13 protein-coding genes and 1 pseudogene are annotated in these 15115 nt (G+C 66.3%); 11 read left to right on the top strand and 3 right to left on the bottom strand.

Annotated features, from left to right (window positions below; all coding sequences use genetic code 11):
- Positions 1–2 precede the first annotated feature (2 nt).
- Both DID96_RS24765 and DID96_RS24760 read right to left on the bottom strand, forming a co-directional pair.
- Entirely contained in the window at positions 3–1331 is a 1329-nt protein-coding gene (locus tag DID96_RS24765; RefSeq protein ID WP_124601895.1) for a homoserine dehydrogenase, read from the bottom strand.
- Positions 1332–1385: 54 nt separating this feature from the next.
- Entirely contained in the window at positions 1386–2624 is a 1239-nt protein-coding gene (locus DID96_RS24760; protein ID WP_124601894.1) for a pyridoxal phosphate-dependent aminotransferase, read from the bottom strand.
- A gap of 337 nt (positions 2625–2961) precedes the next feature.
- On the opposite strand from DID96_RS24760, the gene DID96_RS24755 reads away from it, so the two are divergent.
- The 9 genes from DID96_RS24755 (at position 2962) to DID96_RS24715 (ending at position 11410) form a co-directional block, all read left to right on the top strand.
- Complete coding sequence (locus DID96_RS24755) at positions 2962–3336, top strand: Mth938-like domain-containing protein (protein ID WP_124601893.1); 375 nt, start codon at positions 2962–2964, stop codon at positions 3334–3336.
- 175 nt (positions 3337–3511) lie between these two features.
- Positions 3512–5194: a glycosyltransferase family 39 protein gene (locus DID96_RS24750; RefSeq protein ID WP_124601892.1), complete on the top strand. Its 1683-nt coding sequence runs from the start codon at positions 3512–3514 to the stop codon at positions 5192–5194.
- A 13-nt stretch (positions 5195–5207) separates the two neighbouring features.
- Positions 5208–5579 carry an EamA family transporter gene (locus tag DID96_RS24745; RefSeq protein WP_011352303.1) on the top strand — a complete coding sequence of 124 codons (372 nt, stop codon included), beginning with the start codon at positions 5208–5210 and terminating at the stop codon, positions 5577–5579.
- Positions 5580–5710: 131 nt separating this feature from the next.
- Positions 5711–6862, top strand: coding sequence for a DegT/DnrJ/EryC1/StrS aminotransferase family protein (locus DID96_RS24740; RefSeq protein ID WP_124601891.1), 1152 nt, complete (start codon positions 5711–5713; stop codon positions 6860–6862).
- A gap of 6 nt (positions 6863–6868) precedes the next feature.
- A complete protein-coding gene (locus tag DID96_RS24735; RefSeq protein ID WP_124601890.1) occupies positions 6869–7906 on the top strand; it encodes a glycosyltransferase in 1038 nt (345 codons plus the stop codon).
- Positions 7903–8850: a formyltransferase gene (locus DID96_RS24730; protein WP_124601889.1), complete on the top strand. Its 948-nt coding sequence runs from the start codon at positions 7903–7905 to the stop codon at positions 8848–8850. Before DID96_RS24735 ends, DID96_RS24730 begins: the two co-directional genes overlap by 4 nt.
- Entirely contained in the window at positions 8847–9902 is a 1056-nt protein-coding gene (locus DID96_RS24725; protein ID WP_124601888.1) for a bifunctional UDP-4-keto-pentose/UDP-xylose synthase, read from the top strand. The genes DID96_RS24730 and DID96_RS24725 overlap by 4 nt, the downstream gene beginning before the upstream one ends.
- 14 nt (positions 9903–9916) lie before the next feature.
- A complete protein-coding gene (locus tag DID96_RS24720) occupies positions 9917–10813 on the top strand; it encodes a polysaccharide deacetylase family protein (protein ID WP_124601887.1) in 897 nt (298 codons plus the stop codon).
- Positions 10814–10948: 135 nt separating this feature from the next.
- Entirely contained in the window at positions 10949–11410 is a 462-nt protein-coding gene (locus DID96_RS24715; RefSeq protein ID WP_124601886.1) for a peroxiredoxin, read from the top strand.
- A gap of 238 nt (positions 11411–11648) precedes the next feature.
- On the opposite strand, the pseudogene DID96_RS39430 reads toward DID96_RS24715, so the two are convergent.
- Positions 11649–11839, bottom strand: a pseudogene (locus DID96_RS39430) (hypothetical protein).
- Here DID96_RS39430 and DID96_RS24705 point away from each other — a divergent pair.
- Complete coding sequence (locus tag DID96_RS24705; RefSeq protein ID WP_124601885.1) at positions 11747–13552, top strand: PhoH family protein; 1806 nt, start codon at positions 11747–11749, stop codon at positions 13550–13552. The pseudogene DID96_RS39430 and the gene DID96_RS24705 overlap by 93 nt on opposite strands.
- 266 nt (positions 13553–13818) lie before the next feature.
- Complete coding sequence (locus DID96_RS24700; protein ID WP_124601884.1) at positions 13819–14922, top strand: C40 family peptidase; 1104 nt, start codon at positions 13819–13821, stop codon at positions 14920–14922.
- The last annotated feature ends 193 nt before the right edge of the window (positions 14923–15115 follow it).

Below are 15115 nucleotides of genomic sequence, written 5' to 3'. Positions count from 1 at the left end.
CCTCAGTTCAGCGCTTCCATGCGCAGCTTCGTCACCTTCGAGACGACCGTCGCGAGCCCTTCGATCCTCGCGATCGCCGCGTTCACGTTCTTCTCGACCGTCACGTGCGTGATCAGGATGATGTCGGTCTCGCCGTTCGCGTCGTCGACCTGCTCCGACTCCTTCTGCAGCAGCGCGTCGATCGAGATGCCCGACTCGGCGAGGATGCGCGTGATGTCCGCGAGCACGCCGGTCTGGTCGGCGACGCGCAGGCGCAGGTAGTAGCCGCTCGTCACTTCCTCGATCGGCAAGATCGGCGTGTTCGACAGGCTGTCTGGCTGGAACGCGAGATGCGGCACACGGTGCTCGGGGTCGGCCGTGTGCAGGCGCGTGACGTCGACGAGATCCGCGACGACCGCCGACGCGGTCGGCTCCGCGCCCGCGCCCTTGCCGTAGTACAGCGTGGTGCCGACCGCGTCGCCGTGCACGACGACCGCGTTCATCGCACCCTCGACGTTCGCGAGCAGGCGCTTCTCGGGGATCAGCGTCGGATGCACGCGCAGCTCGATGCCGTTTTCGGCGCGGCGCGTGATGCCGAGCAGCTTGATCCGGTAGCCGAGCTCTTCCGCGTAGCGGATGTCGGTCGCGTCGAGCTTGCTGATGCCTTCGACGTACGCACGGTCGAACTGCACCGGCACGCCGAACGCGATCGCGCTCATGATCGTCGCCTTGTGCGCGGCGTCGACGCCCTCGATGTCGAAGGTCGGATCGGCTTCCGCGTAGCCGAGCTCCTGCGCGGCCTTCAGCGCGGTCGCGAAGTCGAGGCCGCGGTCGCGCATTTCCGACAGGATGTAGTTGGTCGTGCCGTTGATGATGCCCGCGATGTACTGGATGCGGTTCGCGGTCAGGCCTTCGCGCAGCGCCTTGATGATCGGGATGCCGCCGGCGACGGCCGCCTCGAACGCGACCATCACGCCCTTCTCGCGCGCGGCCTCGAAGATCTCGGTGCCGTGCACCGCGAGCAGTGCCTTGTTCGCGGTCACGACGTGCTTGCCGTTCGCGATCGCGCGCAGCACGAGCTCGCGCGCGATGCCCGTGCCGCCGATCATCTCCGCGACGATCGCGATCGACGGATCGTCGACGACGGCGTTGAAGTCGTCAGTGATCTGCGCGCTGCCGGGCTCGCCGCCGAGCGCAGCCTGCGCCTTCGCCGGGTTGCGCACCGCGATGCGCGCGATCTCGATGCCGCGACCCGCGCGGCGCTTGATTTCTTCCTGGTTGCGGCGCAGCACCGTGAAGGTGCCGCTGCCTACCGTGCCGAAGCCCAACAGGCCAACTTTGATCGGTTCCATGCTGCGTGTGATCGATGAGTAAAAGTTAAATAGGGATGGCGCAGTGTCGCCGGCTCAGACCGAGTGGCGCTTCCGATAACCGTCGAGGAAGCGCGCGATCCGGTTGATCGAATCGGTCAGGTCGTCGAGATTCGGCAGGAACACGACGCGGAAATGGTCCGGCGTCGCCCAGTTGAAGCCCGTGCCCTGCACGAGCAGCACACGCTCCTCGAGCAGCAGGTCGAGAATGAACTGCTGGTCGTTCCGGATCGGGTAGAGCTTCGGATCGAGCCGCGGGAACATGTAGAGCGCGGCCTGCGGCTTCACGCAGGTCACGCCCGGGATCGACGTGAGCATGTCGTACGCGAGTTCGCGCTGCTTGTAAAGGCGCCCCGACGGCACGATCAGCTCGTTGATGCTCTGGTAGCCGCCGAGCGCCGTCTGGATCGCGAACTGCCCCGGCACGTTCGCGCACAGGCGCATCGACGACAGGATCCCGAGCCCCTCGAGGTAGTCCTGCGCGCGGCGGCGGTTGTCGCCGCCGAGGCCCGACACGGCCATCCAGCCCGCGCGGTAGCCGCACGAGCGATAGCTCTTCGACAGGCTGTTGAACGTGACGGTGATCACGTCCTCCGACAGCGCGGCCATCGCCGTATGCTCGAGGCCGTCGTAGACGATCTTGTCGTAGACCTCGTCGGCGAACACGATCAGGCCGTGCTGGCGCGCGATTTCGAGCAGCTCGAGCAGCAATTCGTCCGAATAAAGCGCGCCCGTCGGGTTGTTCGGGTTGATCACGACGATCGCCTTCGTGTTCGGCGTGATCTTGCGGCGGATGTCGTCGAGATCGGGCATCCACGCGTTCTGCTCGTCGCACACGTAGTGCACGGGCGTGCCGCCCGACAGGCTCACGGCGGCCGTCCACAGCGGGTAGTCGGGCGCCGGCAGCAGCACCTCGTCGCCGTCGTTGAGCAGCGCCTGGGTCGCCATCACGATCAGCTCGGACGCGCCGTTGCCGATGTAGATGTCGTCGAGGCCGACGCCCACCACGCCCTTTTGCTGCGTGTAGTGCATGACCGCCTTGCGCGCGGAGAACACGCCCTTCGAATCCGAATAGCCGGACGAGGTCGGCAGGTTGCGGATCATGTCCTGGATGATCTCGTCCGGCGCGTCGAAGCCGAACGGCGCGAGGTTGCCGATGTTCAGCTTGATGATGCGGTGGCCTTCTTCCTCGAGGCGCTTCGCGTGCTCGAGCACCGGGCCACGGATGTCGTAGCAGACGTTGAGCAGCTTGTTCGATTTCTGAATCGGTTTCACGACGACACGGTTCCTGGATAATGCCTGGCGGCCTGGGAGGCGGGAATCGAAACTGGAGAGCGGCCGGTCTGCGCGCGCTGTCTAGGCTGGACGATTGTGGCGGCCGGGCGCGGCTTGTGGCGACGCACGACGCGAACGCCGCCGGGGGGCGGCCAAAAAGTTATAATTTAGCGGATTTTGGCCGACTTTCGCAATGCACAAAGCCGCGCCGGGCCCGCGTCGTCTGGCGTCCCGCGCGCCCGGCACGCGAAAACGGCCGCCCGGGCCCCGCACGGCCCACCTTGGCGGCCCCGCCTGGGCGGCCCCAATCCCCTTTCGGAACTGCGGACATACTGATTTGAAACTGCACCAGGACACGAGCGGCGTGCTCAACACCGTCACCGGCTACGGCCCCGATTATGTCGACGTCAATCTCGAGCGGCACGAACAGAGCGTCATCGTCCTGCCGGGCGCACCGGTCCAGGCGTGGCCCGTGTCGTCGTTCGACGCGCTCGCGCCCGAGCATTTCGCGATGCTGCTCGACCCGGCGCCCGAGGTCGTGATCTTCGGCAGCGGCGCGCGCCTGCGCTTTCCGCATCCGCGCCTCGTCGCCGCGCTCACCGCGAAGCGGATCGGCGTCGAAACGATGGACTTCCAGGCCGCCTGCCGCACCTACAACATCCTGATGGCCGAAGGCCGCAAAGTCGCCGCCGCGCTCTTAATTGAACGTTAATCCCCGATGCGGTAAAACTCTCGCCGACGCATCGGGTCCTGACCAGTCGGGCCACGCCAGGCCCGGCCTGGCGCGGTCTGACGTGGCCCGGTCCATCCCGGGTCCTGCGCCTGCCCCTGCTTAAACTACGTAAGCCGCCGGCGGCCCATCACAACAACCAACAGGCTGAATTTCCATGAACGATACGCCGTCGAGGCTACCGCTCAACCGCACCGTGCTCGTCCTGCTGATCCTCGCGCTCGCCGTCATCTGGTTCGCGCCGCTCGGCCTGCGCCACCTGATTCCCAGCGACGAAGGCCGCTACGCCGAGATGGCGCGCGAGATGTTCGTCACCGGCGACTGGATCACGCCCCGCTACAACGGCTACAAGTATTTCGAGAAGCCGCCGCTGCAGACCTGGCTCAACGCGCTGACGTTCGCGTGGTTCGGCCTCGGCGAGTGGCAGGCACGCCTGTATACGGCCGTCGCGAGCTTCGCCGGCGTGCTGCTCGTCGGCTACACCGGCGCGCGCCTGTTCAACCCGCTGTCGGGCTTCCTCGCGGCCGTCGTGCTCGCGTGCTCGCCGTACTGGAACCTGATGGGCCACTTCAACACGCTCGACATGGGCCTGTCGCTGTGGATGGCCGTCACGCTGTGCGCATTGCTGCTCGCGCAGCGGCCCGGGCTGCGCCCCGCCGCGGTGCGCGGCTGGATGTGGGTCTGCTGGGCAGCGATGGCGCTCGCGGTGCTGTCGAAGGGCCTCGTCGGCCTGATCCTGCCGGGCGCCGTGCTGGTGCTCTATACGCTGATCGCGCGCGACTGGGCGCTGTGGAAGCGCCTGTACCTCGTCAGCGGGCTCGTGATCTTCTTCGCGATCGTCACGCCGTGGTTCGTGCTGGTCCAGCAGCGCAACCCGGAATTCTTCAACTTCTTCTTCATCGTCCAGCAGTTCCGCCGCTATCTGACCCCGGAACAGAACCGCCCCGGCCCGTTCTACTACTTCGTGCCGGTACTGCTGGTCGGCTTCCTGCCGTGGCTGTCGGTCGCGTGGCAGAGCATCCGTCACGCGCTGCGGATGCCGCGCCAGCCGAACGGCTTCGCGCCGATGCTCGTGCTGCTGGTCTGGAGCGCATTCATCTTCCTGTTCTTCAGCACGTCGCACTCGAAGCTGCTGTCGTACGTGCTGCCGGTCGCGCCGGCGCTCGCGCTCGTGATCGGCGCGTACCTGCCGCTCGTGACGGCGGACCGGTTTCGCCGCCACCTGCTCGGCTACCTCGTGTTCATCGTCGTTGCCGCGTTCGGCATCATCTTCCTCGCGTACCAGGGCGATGCGCGCACGCCGAACGCGCTGTACCGCGCGTTCCAGCTGTGGCTGTACGCGGGCCTCGCGGTCTCGGCCGTGCTCACGCTCGGCGCCGCATGGCTCAACCGCCATCCGCGCGCGGGCGTGACGGCCGCGATCACCGCGTTCGGCGCCGCCTGGCTTGCGTTCGGCACGATCGGCGGCACCGGCCACGACGAATTCGGCCGCTACAGCTCGGGCGCGCTGCTCGCGCCGGCCGTGCGCGCCGAGCTCGACAGGCTGCCCGCCGACACGCCGTTCTATTCGGTCGAGATGCTCGACCATACGTTCCCGTTCTACGTCGGCCACACGACGATCATGGTCCAGCGCCAGGACGAACTCGGGTTCGGGATCTCGGTCGAGCCGGACAAATGGATTCCGACCGTCGACGAATGGATCGCGCGCTGGAAGCAGGAAACCCACGCGCTCGCGATCATGCCGCCCGGCGAGTACGACAAGCTCGTCGCGCTACGCGTGCCGATGCGCGTGATCGCGCGCGACACCCGCCGCGTGATCGTCGAGAAACCGCAATCGTAAGGACGTCTTCCGCATGAATCCCGTTTCGTTCGTCTGCATCATCACCGGCGTGATGCTCAACGCCTGTGCGCAACTTCTGCTGAAAGCCGGCGTCAACGCCGTTGGACACTTCGAGTTCAGCCGCGCGAACATCATCCCTGTCGGCCTGAAGATCGCGACCCAATTGCCGATCATCGGCGGGCTCGGGTGCTACGTGCTCAGCGTCGTCGTCTGGATCGTCGGGCTGTCGCGGGTCGACGTGTCGATCGCGTACCCGATGCTGTCGCTCGGCTATGTCGTCAACGCATTTGCCGCGTGGTACCTGTTCGGCGAGGTGCTGTCCGTCCAGCGGCTCGTCGGCATCGGCATCATCCTGATCGGAGTGTTGGTGCTCGCGCGCAGCTGAGCGCCACCGCGTCGTCCGATTAAGCATTCGCCTACAAAAAATCACGGTATGAATCGGTCAACCGGTGTCTAATGCCGGTTTCGGGCGAACCGCCCGTCCCTTTTATTACAGCCATTACGAGTCAAGCGTCCATGAGCCAGACTGCCGTTCCGTTCTTGCCGTTCACCCGTCCCGAAATCGACGAGGAAACCATCCAGGGCGTAGTCGACGTGCTGCGCTCGGGCTGGATCACCACCGGCCCGCAGAACCAGCGGTTCGAGGCCGCGCTGTCCGAATACTTCGGCGGCCGCCCGGTGCGCGCGTTCAATTCGGGCACCTGCACGCTCGAGATCGGCCTGCGCATCGCCGGTGTCGGCCCCGGCGACGAAGTGATCACGTCGCCCGCATCGTGGGTGTCGACCAGCAACGTGATCCTCGAGACCGGCGCGACGCCGGTGTTCGCCGACATCGATCCCGTCACGCGCAACATCGACCTCGACCTGCTCGAGAAGGCGATCACGCCGCGCACGAAGGCGATCATTCCCGTCTACCTCGCCGGCCTGCCGGTCGATATGGACCGCCTGTACGCGATCGCCCGCGCGCACAAGCTGCGCGTGATCGAGGATGCCGCGCAGGCATTCGGTTCGACGTGGCGTGGCCAGCGCATCGGCGCGATCGGCGACATCGTGTCGTTCAGCTTCCACGCGAACAAGAACCTCACGACGATCGAAGGCGGCGCGCTCGTGCTCAACAACGAGGACGAGGCGACGCTCGCGCAGAAATACCGGCTGCAAGGCATCACGCGCACCGGCTTCGACGGGATGGACTGCGACGTGCTCGGCGGCAAGTACAATCTGACCGACGTCGCCGCGCGCGTCGGGCTTGGCCAGCTGCCGCACCTCGAGCGCTTCACCGCGACGCGCCATGCGCTCGCCCGCGCGTACTTTGCCGCGTTCGACGGCGGCGCGGCCGCGAAGCTCGGCCTCGGCCTGCCGCTCGCCGAATTCGAGCACGGCAACTGGCACATGTTCCTCGTCACGCTGCCGCTCGAGCGGCTGTCGATCACGCGCGGCGAGTTCATGGCGCAGATGAAGGAACGCGGCATCGGCACCGGGATCCATTACCCGGCCATCCATCTTTTCTCGCTGTACCGCGCGCGCGGCTTCAAGGAGGGCATGTTCCCCCACGCCGAACGGTACGGCGCGTCGACCGTCACGCTGCCGCTCTTCACGCAGATGACGGAAGACGACGTGCGTCGCGTCGTCGACGCCACCAACCAGATTTGCGAACAATACGGAAAGTAAGCGTACATGAGTCACCTTGAAGCACGCGCCGGGCATCCGGGCACCGGACGCCCGGGCGCAGCGAACCCGGAAGTATCGATCGTCATCCCCGTGTACAACGAGGAAGACGGCCTCGCTGCGCTCTATGCGCGGCTCTATCCGGCGCTCGACGCGCTCGGCACGTCGTACGAAGTGATCCTGGTCAACGACGGCAGCCGCGACCGCTCGGCCGCGATGCTCGCGGACCAGTTCCACGTGCGCCCCGACACGACGCGCGTCGTGCTGCTGAACGGCAACTATGGCCAGCACATGGCGATCCTCGCCGGCTTCGCGCAGTCGCGCGGCGACATCGTCGTCACGCTCGACGCCGACCTGCAGAACCCGCCCGAGGAAATCGGCAAGCTGGTCGCGAAGATGCACGAGGGCTACGACTACGTCGGCTCGATCCGCAAGCAGCGCCAGGACAGCCTGTGGCGACGCAAGGCTTCGCAGATGATGAACCGGCTGCGCGAGCGCATCACGCGCATCAAGATGACCGACCAGGGCTGCATGCTGCGCGCGTACAGCCGCCGCATCATCGACACGATCAACGTGTGCGGCGAAGTGAACACGTTCATCCCGGCGCTCGCGTACACGTTCGCGCAGAACCCGACCGAGATCGAGGTCGCGCACGAGGAACGCTTCGCCGGCGAATCGAAATATTCGCTGTACAGCCTGATCCGCCTGAACTTCGACCTCGTGACCGGCTTCTCGGTCGTGCCGCTGCAGTGGCTGTCGTTCATCGGCGTGATCCTGTCGCTCGGCTCCGCCGCGCTGTTCGTGCTGCTGCTCGTGCGGCGCTTCATCGTCGGCGCGGAAGTGCAAGGCGTGTTCACGCTGTTCGCGATCACGTTCTTCCTGCTCGGCGTGATCATCTTCGCGCTCGGCCTGCTCGGCGAATACATCGGCCGCATCTACCAGCAGGTGCGCGCGCGCCCGCGCTACCTGATCCAGACCGTGCTCGAGCGGCACGGCAACGTGCAGGACGCGCCGGCTGGCGAAGGCCGCCAGGAGGTCACGCGATGAAGCCGCGCGCGGTCGTCTTCGCGTATCACAACGTCGGCGTGCGCTGCCTGCAGGTGCTGCTCGCGCGCGGCGTCGACGTCGCGCTCGTCGTCACGCACGAGGACAACCCGAACGAGAACATCTGGTTCGGCAGCGTCGCATCGGTCGCGGCCGAGCACGGGATTCCGGTCGTCACCCCGGCCGACCCGGCCGATCCGGCGCTGCGCCGCGCCGTTGCCGACGCGCAACCGGACTTCATCTTCTCGTTCTATTACCGGCACATGCTGAGCGTCGACCTGCTCGCGCTCGCGCCGCGCGGCGCGTACAACATGCACGGGTCGCTGCTGCCGAAATACCGGGGTCGGGTACCGACCAACTGGGCGGTGCTCAACGGCGAAACGGAAACCGGCGCGACGCTGCACGAAATGGCCGCGAAGCCCGACGCGGGCGCGATCGTCGGCCAGACCGCGGTGCCGATCCTGCCGGACGACACGGCCGCGCAGGTGTTCGACAAGGTCACCGTGGCCGCCGAGCAGACGCTGTGGCGCGTGCTGCCCGCGCTGCTCGCGGGCGAGGCGCCGCACCTGCCGAACGACCTGTCGTCCGGCAGCTATTTCGGCGGCCGCAAGCCCGAGGACGGCCGGATCGACTGGTCGAAGCCCGCCGCACAGGTCTACAACCTGATCCGCGCGGTCGCGCCCCCGTATCCGGGCGCGTTCACCGACCTGAACGGCGCGCGTTTCGTGGTCGCGCGCGCACGCGCCGCGGCGCCCGGCAGCCCGGCCGCCGCGGCGGCGGCCGATTTGCCGCCCGGCCTGCACGTAAGCGATAATGCGCTATTCGGCGTCTGCGGCGACAGCCGCGCCATTTCCATTCTCGAGCTGTGGCAACAGCGCGACGGTAGCGAAACCGTCGTGACGCCCGCGGAATTCGCGCAGTTCATTCATTCTTCCCGTCATTCATGAAAGCAAAAAAAGTCCTGATCCTGGGTGTGAACGGCTTCATCGGCCATCACCTGTCCAAGCGCATTCTTGAAACCACCGATTGGGAAGTGTTCGGCATGGACATGCAGACCGATCGGCTCGGCGATCTCGTCAACCACGAGCGGATGCATTTCTTCGAAGGCGACATCACGATCAACAAGGAGTGGGTCGAGTATCACGTGAAGAAGTGCGACGTGATCCTGCCGCTCGTCGCGATCGCAACGCCCGCGACCTACGTCCAGCAGCCGCTGCGCGTGTTCGAGCTCGACTTCGAGGCGAACCTGCCGATCGTGCGTTCGGCCGTGAAATACGGCAAGCACCTCGTGTTCCCGTCGACGTCCGAGGTCTACGGGATGTGCGCGGACGAGCAGTTCGACCCGGACGCATCGGCCCTCACCTACGGCCCGATCAACAAGCCGCGCTGGATCTACGCATGCTCGAAGCAACTGATGGACCGCGTGATCTGGGGCTACGGGATGGAAGGCCTGAACTTCACGCTGTTCCGACCGTTCAACTGGATCGGCCCGGGCCTCGACTCGATCTACACGCCGAAGGAAGGCAGCTCGCGCGTCGTCACGCAGTTCCTCGGCCACATCGTGCGCGGCGAGAACATCAGCCTCGTCGACGGCGGCTCGCAGAAGCGCGCGTTCACCGACATCGACGACGGCATCAGCGCGCTGATGAAGATCATCGAGAACCCGAACGGCATCGCGTCGGGCAAGATCTACAACATCGGGAATCCGAAGAATAATTTCTCGGTCCGCGAACTCGCGCACAAGATGCTCGAGCTGGCCGCCGAATTCCCGGAGTATGCCGATTCCGCGAAAAACGTGAACCTCGTCGAAACGACGTCGGGCGCGTACTACGGCAAGGGCTACCAGGACGTGCAGAACCGCGTGCCGAAGATCGACAACACGATGCAGGAACTCGGCTGGGCACCGCAGTCGACGTTCGACGAAGCACTGCGCAAGATCTTCGAAGCGTACCGCGGCCACGTCGCCGACGCGCGCGCGCTCGTCGAACAGCAAGGCTGAAGCGGGACGCACGCTTGGCTCGCATCGTCCTCAAGATCGACGTCGACACGCTGCGCGGCACGCGCGAAGGCGTGCCGAACCTCGCACGCATCTTCGACCGCTTCAGCGCGCGTGCGACCTTCCTGTTCAGCCTCGGGCCCGACCATACCGGCTGGGCGCTGCGGCGCGTGTTCCGCCCCGGGTTCCTGAAGAAGGTGTCACGCACGTCCGTGGTCGAGCATTACGGCGTGAAGCAGCTGATGTACGGCGTGCTGCTGCCGGGCCCCGACATCGGCCGCCGCGCGATCGCCGACATGCGCGCGATCCACGAGGCCGGCTTCGAATGCGGGATCCACACGTGGGATCACGTGTACTGGCAGGACAACGTCCGTGAGCGCGGCCGCGACTGGACCGCGCGTGAAATGCAGAAAAGCCACGCGCGCTTCGTCGAGATCTTCGGCGCGCCGCCCGTCACGCACGGCGCGGCGGGCTGGCAGATGAACGACGCGGCGTTCGAGCAGATCGACGCGTGGGGCATGCGCTATGCGTCCGACGGCCGCGGACATTCGCCGTATCGGCCGGTCGTCGGCGGGCGGACACTCGAGCACGTGCAGATGCCGACGACGCTGCCGACGCTCGACGAGGTGCTCGGCGTCGATGGCGTCGACACGCACAACGTCGCCGCGCACATCCTCAAGTTCACCGAAACCAATCCGCACGACCAGGTCTTCACGCTGCACGCGGAGCTGGAAGGCCAGAAGCTCGCGCCGGTGTTCGAGCAACTGCTCGCGGGCTGGCGCGCGCAAGGTCACACGTTTGCGACGATGGGCGACTATCACGCGACGCTGGACCGCGACACGCTGCCATCGTACCCTGTCACGTGGGGCGAAATCCCTGGCCGCTCCGGCGAGCTGATCGTCCAGCCCGACTGAGGCATCGCCGTTCGTTCCCGCCCCTCCGGTGCGGCGGCGCACCGCCCGTTGCGCGCCGCCGCACCCGCGCCATCGATGCGCAGCGCGCATGCGCGCGCTCGCCAAGGCGCCCTTCCATAACAACAGGAGAAACACGTGTCCGTCGAAGTTGACCGTCAAGTTCCCGATTTCACCGCACCGGCTACCGGCGGCGACCTGTCGCTGTCCGACCTGCAGGGCAAGAAGCTCGTGCTGTACTTCTATCCGAAGGACAACACGCCGGGCTGCACGACCGAGGGACTGCAGTTCCGCGATCTCTATCCGAAGTTCAAGAAGGCCGGCTCGGAAATCGTCGGCGTGTCGCGCGACAGCCTGCGCTCGCATGACAATTTCAAGGCAAAGCTCGAGTTGCCGTTCGCACTGATCTCCGATGCCGACGAAGCGCTGTGCACGCTGTTCGATGTCATCAAGATGAAGAAAATGTATGGCAAGGAAGTGCGCGGAATCGAGCGCTCGACGTTCCTGATCGACGCCGATGGCGTGCTGCGTCGCGAGTGGCGCGGCATCAAGGTGCCGGGCCATGTCGACGACGTGCTAAGTGCTGTACAAGCGCTTTGAGGCGCGCTATATTGGGCCGCAATGAATGCCAGTTCGCCCCATATTTCTCGTAGCTGCGCCGGTGCCCGTAGCAATGCTTCCCGGCACCTGACGCGCATCACGACGGTATCAGCCGAGCCGCATGTCCCGGTCGACGGGGCAGCGGCTTTTTTTATGGTCTGCGCGCCGGCACTCGGTCCGGCCCTTCACCCCGTCAAGGAGCTGATCGACATTTAGGCGAACCGGCAATACGAAATCCTTATGCGCCACCGCGCGCAAACTGCACGCGTCTTCGTCACGAAGCAGGATGCGATCAGCGGCGCATGCCATGCGACACGATTCCTCCCGAGGGACACCATGCCTTTGCCTACCCCCCCCAGCAAGCTCGGCAGCCTGCTGCCGCCCGACGAATACAAGGCGAAAGCGCGACCGGCAAAAGCCGCGAAGCAATCCGCCGAAGGGGACGTTTCCACGGCCGCCGACTACGGCCCGGCTAGCGTGGCCCAACCCATGACCGAAGCCGCGAACACGGCCGCACCCCTGCGCGCGGTTGCATCCGCGCAGGAAGCCGCGAGCGCCCCCGCACGCGGTCGCAAGACCAAGCAGACGGCCGCATTGCTGCAGCCCGTGCCGGCTCCCGCCGAGCCGGTTGCGCCAACGGCACCGGTTGCGCGCGCCGAGAAACCGTCGGCCGCGAAACCGGCGTCGGCCACCGCGCGCGACGCCGGCACCGCGACGAAATCGCGCGGCCGCAAGGCCGCCGAGGCCGAGATGCAAAAGCTGTTCGTACTCGATACGAATGTGCTGATGCACGATCCGAGCAGCCTCTTCCGCTTCGAGGAACACGACGTCTATCTGCCGATGATGACGCTCGAGGAACTCGACAACCACAAGAAGGGGATGTCGGAAGTCGCACGCAACGCGCGCCAGGTGAGCCGCACGCTCGACGCGCTCGTCGCCGACGCCGGCCCGATCACGGCCGGCATTCCGCTGTCGCGTCTCGGCAGCCGCGAAGCGCTCGGCCGTCTGTATTTCCAGACGACGCTCAACCACATCGAGCCCGTCGAGGGCCTGCCGCAAGGCAAGGCCGACAACCAGATCCTCGGCGTCGTGCGCGCGCTGCAGCGCGACCGGCCCGATCGCCAGGTCGTACTGGTGTCGAAAGACATCAACATGCGGATCAAGGCACACGCGCTCGGCCTGCCGGCCGAAGACTACTTCAACGACCAGGTGCTCGAGGACAAGGACCTCCTGTACACGGGCGTGCGCGAACTGCCGCAGGACTTCTGGACCCGGCACGCGAAGGGCATGGAGAGCTGGCAGGACACGAAGACGGGCACCACGTACTACCGCGTGACGGGTCCGCTCGTCGCGTCGATGCTCGTCAACGAGTTCGTCTATCTCGAGCCGCAGAACGGCGAGCCGACGTTCCATGCGATCGTCCGCGAACTGAACGGCAAGACGGCGCTGCTGCAGACGCTGCGCGACTACAGCCACCACAAGAACAATGTGTGGGGCATCACCGCGCGCAACCGCGAGCAGAATTTTGCGCTGAACCTGCTGATGAACCCGGAGATCGACTTCGTCACGCTGCTCGGCCAGGCCGGCACCGGCAAGACGCTCGTCGCGCTCGCAGCGGGCCTCGCGCAGGTACTCGACGACAAGCGCTACAACGAGATCATCGTGACGCGCGCGACCGTGCCCGTCGGCGAGGACATCGGCTTCCTGCCCGGCACCGAGGAAGAGAAGATGCAGCCGTGGATGGGTGCATTCGACGACAACCTCGAAGTACTGCAGAAGACTGACGACGCAGCCGGCGAATGGGGCCGCGCGGCGACGCAGGAACTGATCCGTTCGCGCCTGAAGGTGAAGAGCATGAACTTCATGCGCGGCCGCACGTTCGTCGACAAGTACCTGATCATCGACGAGGCGCAGAACCTGACGCCGAAGCAGATGAAGACGCTCGTCACGCGCGCGGGCCCCGGCACGAAGATCGTCTGCCTCGGCAACATCGCGCAGATCGATACGCCTTACCTGACGGAAGGCAGCTCGGGGCTCACCTACGTCGTCGACCGCTTCAAGGGCTGGGGCCACGGCGGCCACGTGACGCTCGCGCGCGGCGAACGGTCACGACTCGCCGACTACGCGTCGGACATCCTGTAACGCAGCCGGCCGGCCAAGTCGGCCTGATTCGGCCTGGTCTGCGACAAGCGCACGGCGCTCCGGAAACGGAGCGCCGTTTTTATTTTTGGGGTCGCAATCTCCGCGCGTGGGCACTACACCACAGCAACGTCCACCGCGACGACCACATTTACGCGCGAAACTTCAAGTAAATTCTCAGGAATGGTTGCCTAAGCCCTGTCGGAGCGACTACCATCGGGTGTCCGTTGTCATACGATAGGCGAACGCGTTGCGTTCGCTCGCCCGTCATGGTTCGAATCTGGTTTCCCGTCGCCGTCGTCTCGCTGCTTGCGGCCTGTTCCAGCGTGCCGCCACAGTCGTCGCGCCCGTCGGGCATGACGATCACGACGCCGCGCGCATTCCCCCCGCCCGCCAATTTCCCGAAATTCGTCGACCACAGCGTCGGCCAGGAAGAAATCTCGATCCAGGCGATGAGCCTCGTCGGCGTACCGTATCGCTGGGGCGGCAACACGCCGGCCAGCGGCTTCGACTGCAGCGGGCTCGTCCGCTATGTGATCGGCCGCGCGGCGGACGTGGACCTGCCGCGCACGACCGCGGACATGAGCGGCCGCGGCATCTCGATCGATCCGGAGCAGATCGCGCCGGGCGACCTGATCTTCTTCAACACGACCGGGCGGCCGCATTCGCACGTCGGCATCTATGTCGGCAAGCTGCGCTTCGTCAATGCGCCATCGACCGGCGGCACCGTGCGGCTCGACTACCTGACGAATTCGTACTGGGCGAAACGCTTCGACGGCATTCGCCGCGTCGCGCCGCCGAGGGCGGTGCCGACGCCGTTCGACGCGCCGACTTACGAAGCGCGGCGCGACACGCCGCCGGCCGCAGCAGCCGCGCTGGCCGCCACGCCCGCGACCACGGCATTGGCAACGCCTGCGCCGACGGTCGCTCCTGCGCCGCGCACGACGATCGCGGCAGCACGTCCGGCCGCCACACCGGCGCCTGTGCCGCGCGCAGCGGCCACCGGCACAACCGATCCGTTCGAGCCGCCGCCGTCACGCACGGCCGCTGCGCAACAGCAGGCACAAACCGCCGGCTCGGTTTCGCCGGCGCTTGCGAGCAGCGGAAACGACACGCCGCCTACGCAACCCGCGACGAGCGGCATCACGATTCCGACGATCACGATCCAGCCGGCCGATGCGTTTGCGGCAGCCGGATCGGATACCTACGACACGCCGCTGGCCGCCCGCGCCACCGCCAGTCAGCCGCTTGCGCCCGAGCCGGCGGCGGGTTCCGTGCAAGTGCTGCGCGCGTCGACGCAAGCGGAGCCCGTCAGGGCCGCGACCGGTAGCGCCGACGATCCGATCTCCCGGTTCGCGAACGGCAGTTACTGAGACAGGGCCGTCTCGTCGTCGGGACGAGCAATGCGCAACCCGACGACGCCCTCGCACCGCCCGGACAATTGGGATAGGGGCAGGCCTCGCGGCCCGACCCCTCCCGCACCACCGTGCGTACGGGTCCGTACACGGCGGTTCGGATCAGTTGATCGGCGATGGACCCAGCGACGGAAGGCCCAACGAGCGGAAG

Origin of the sequence: Burkholderia sp. Bp8963, from assembly GCF_003854275.1 — a bacterium.
GTDB lineage: Bacteria > Pseudomonadota > Gammaproteobacteria > Burkholderiales > Burkholderiaceae > Burkholderia.
The sequence above is the reverse complement of the archived record's forward strand: the minus strand, read 5'-3'. Positions and strand labels throughout refer to the sequence as shown.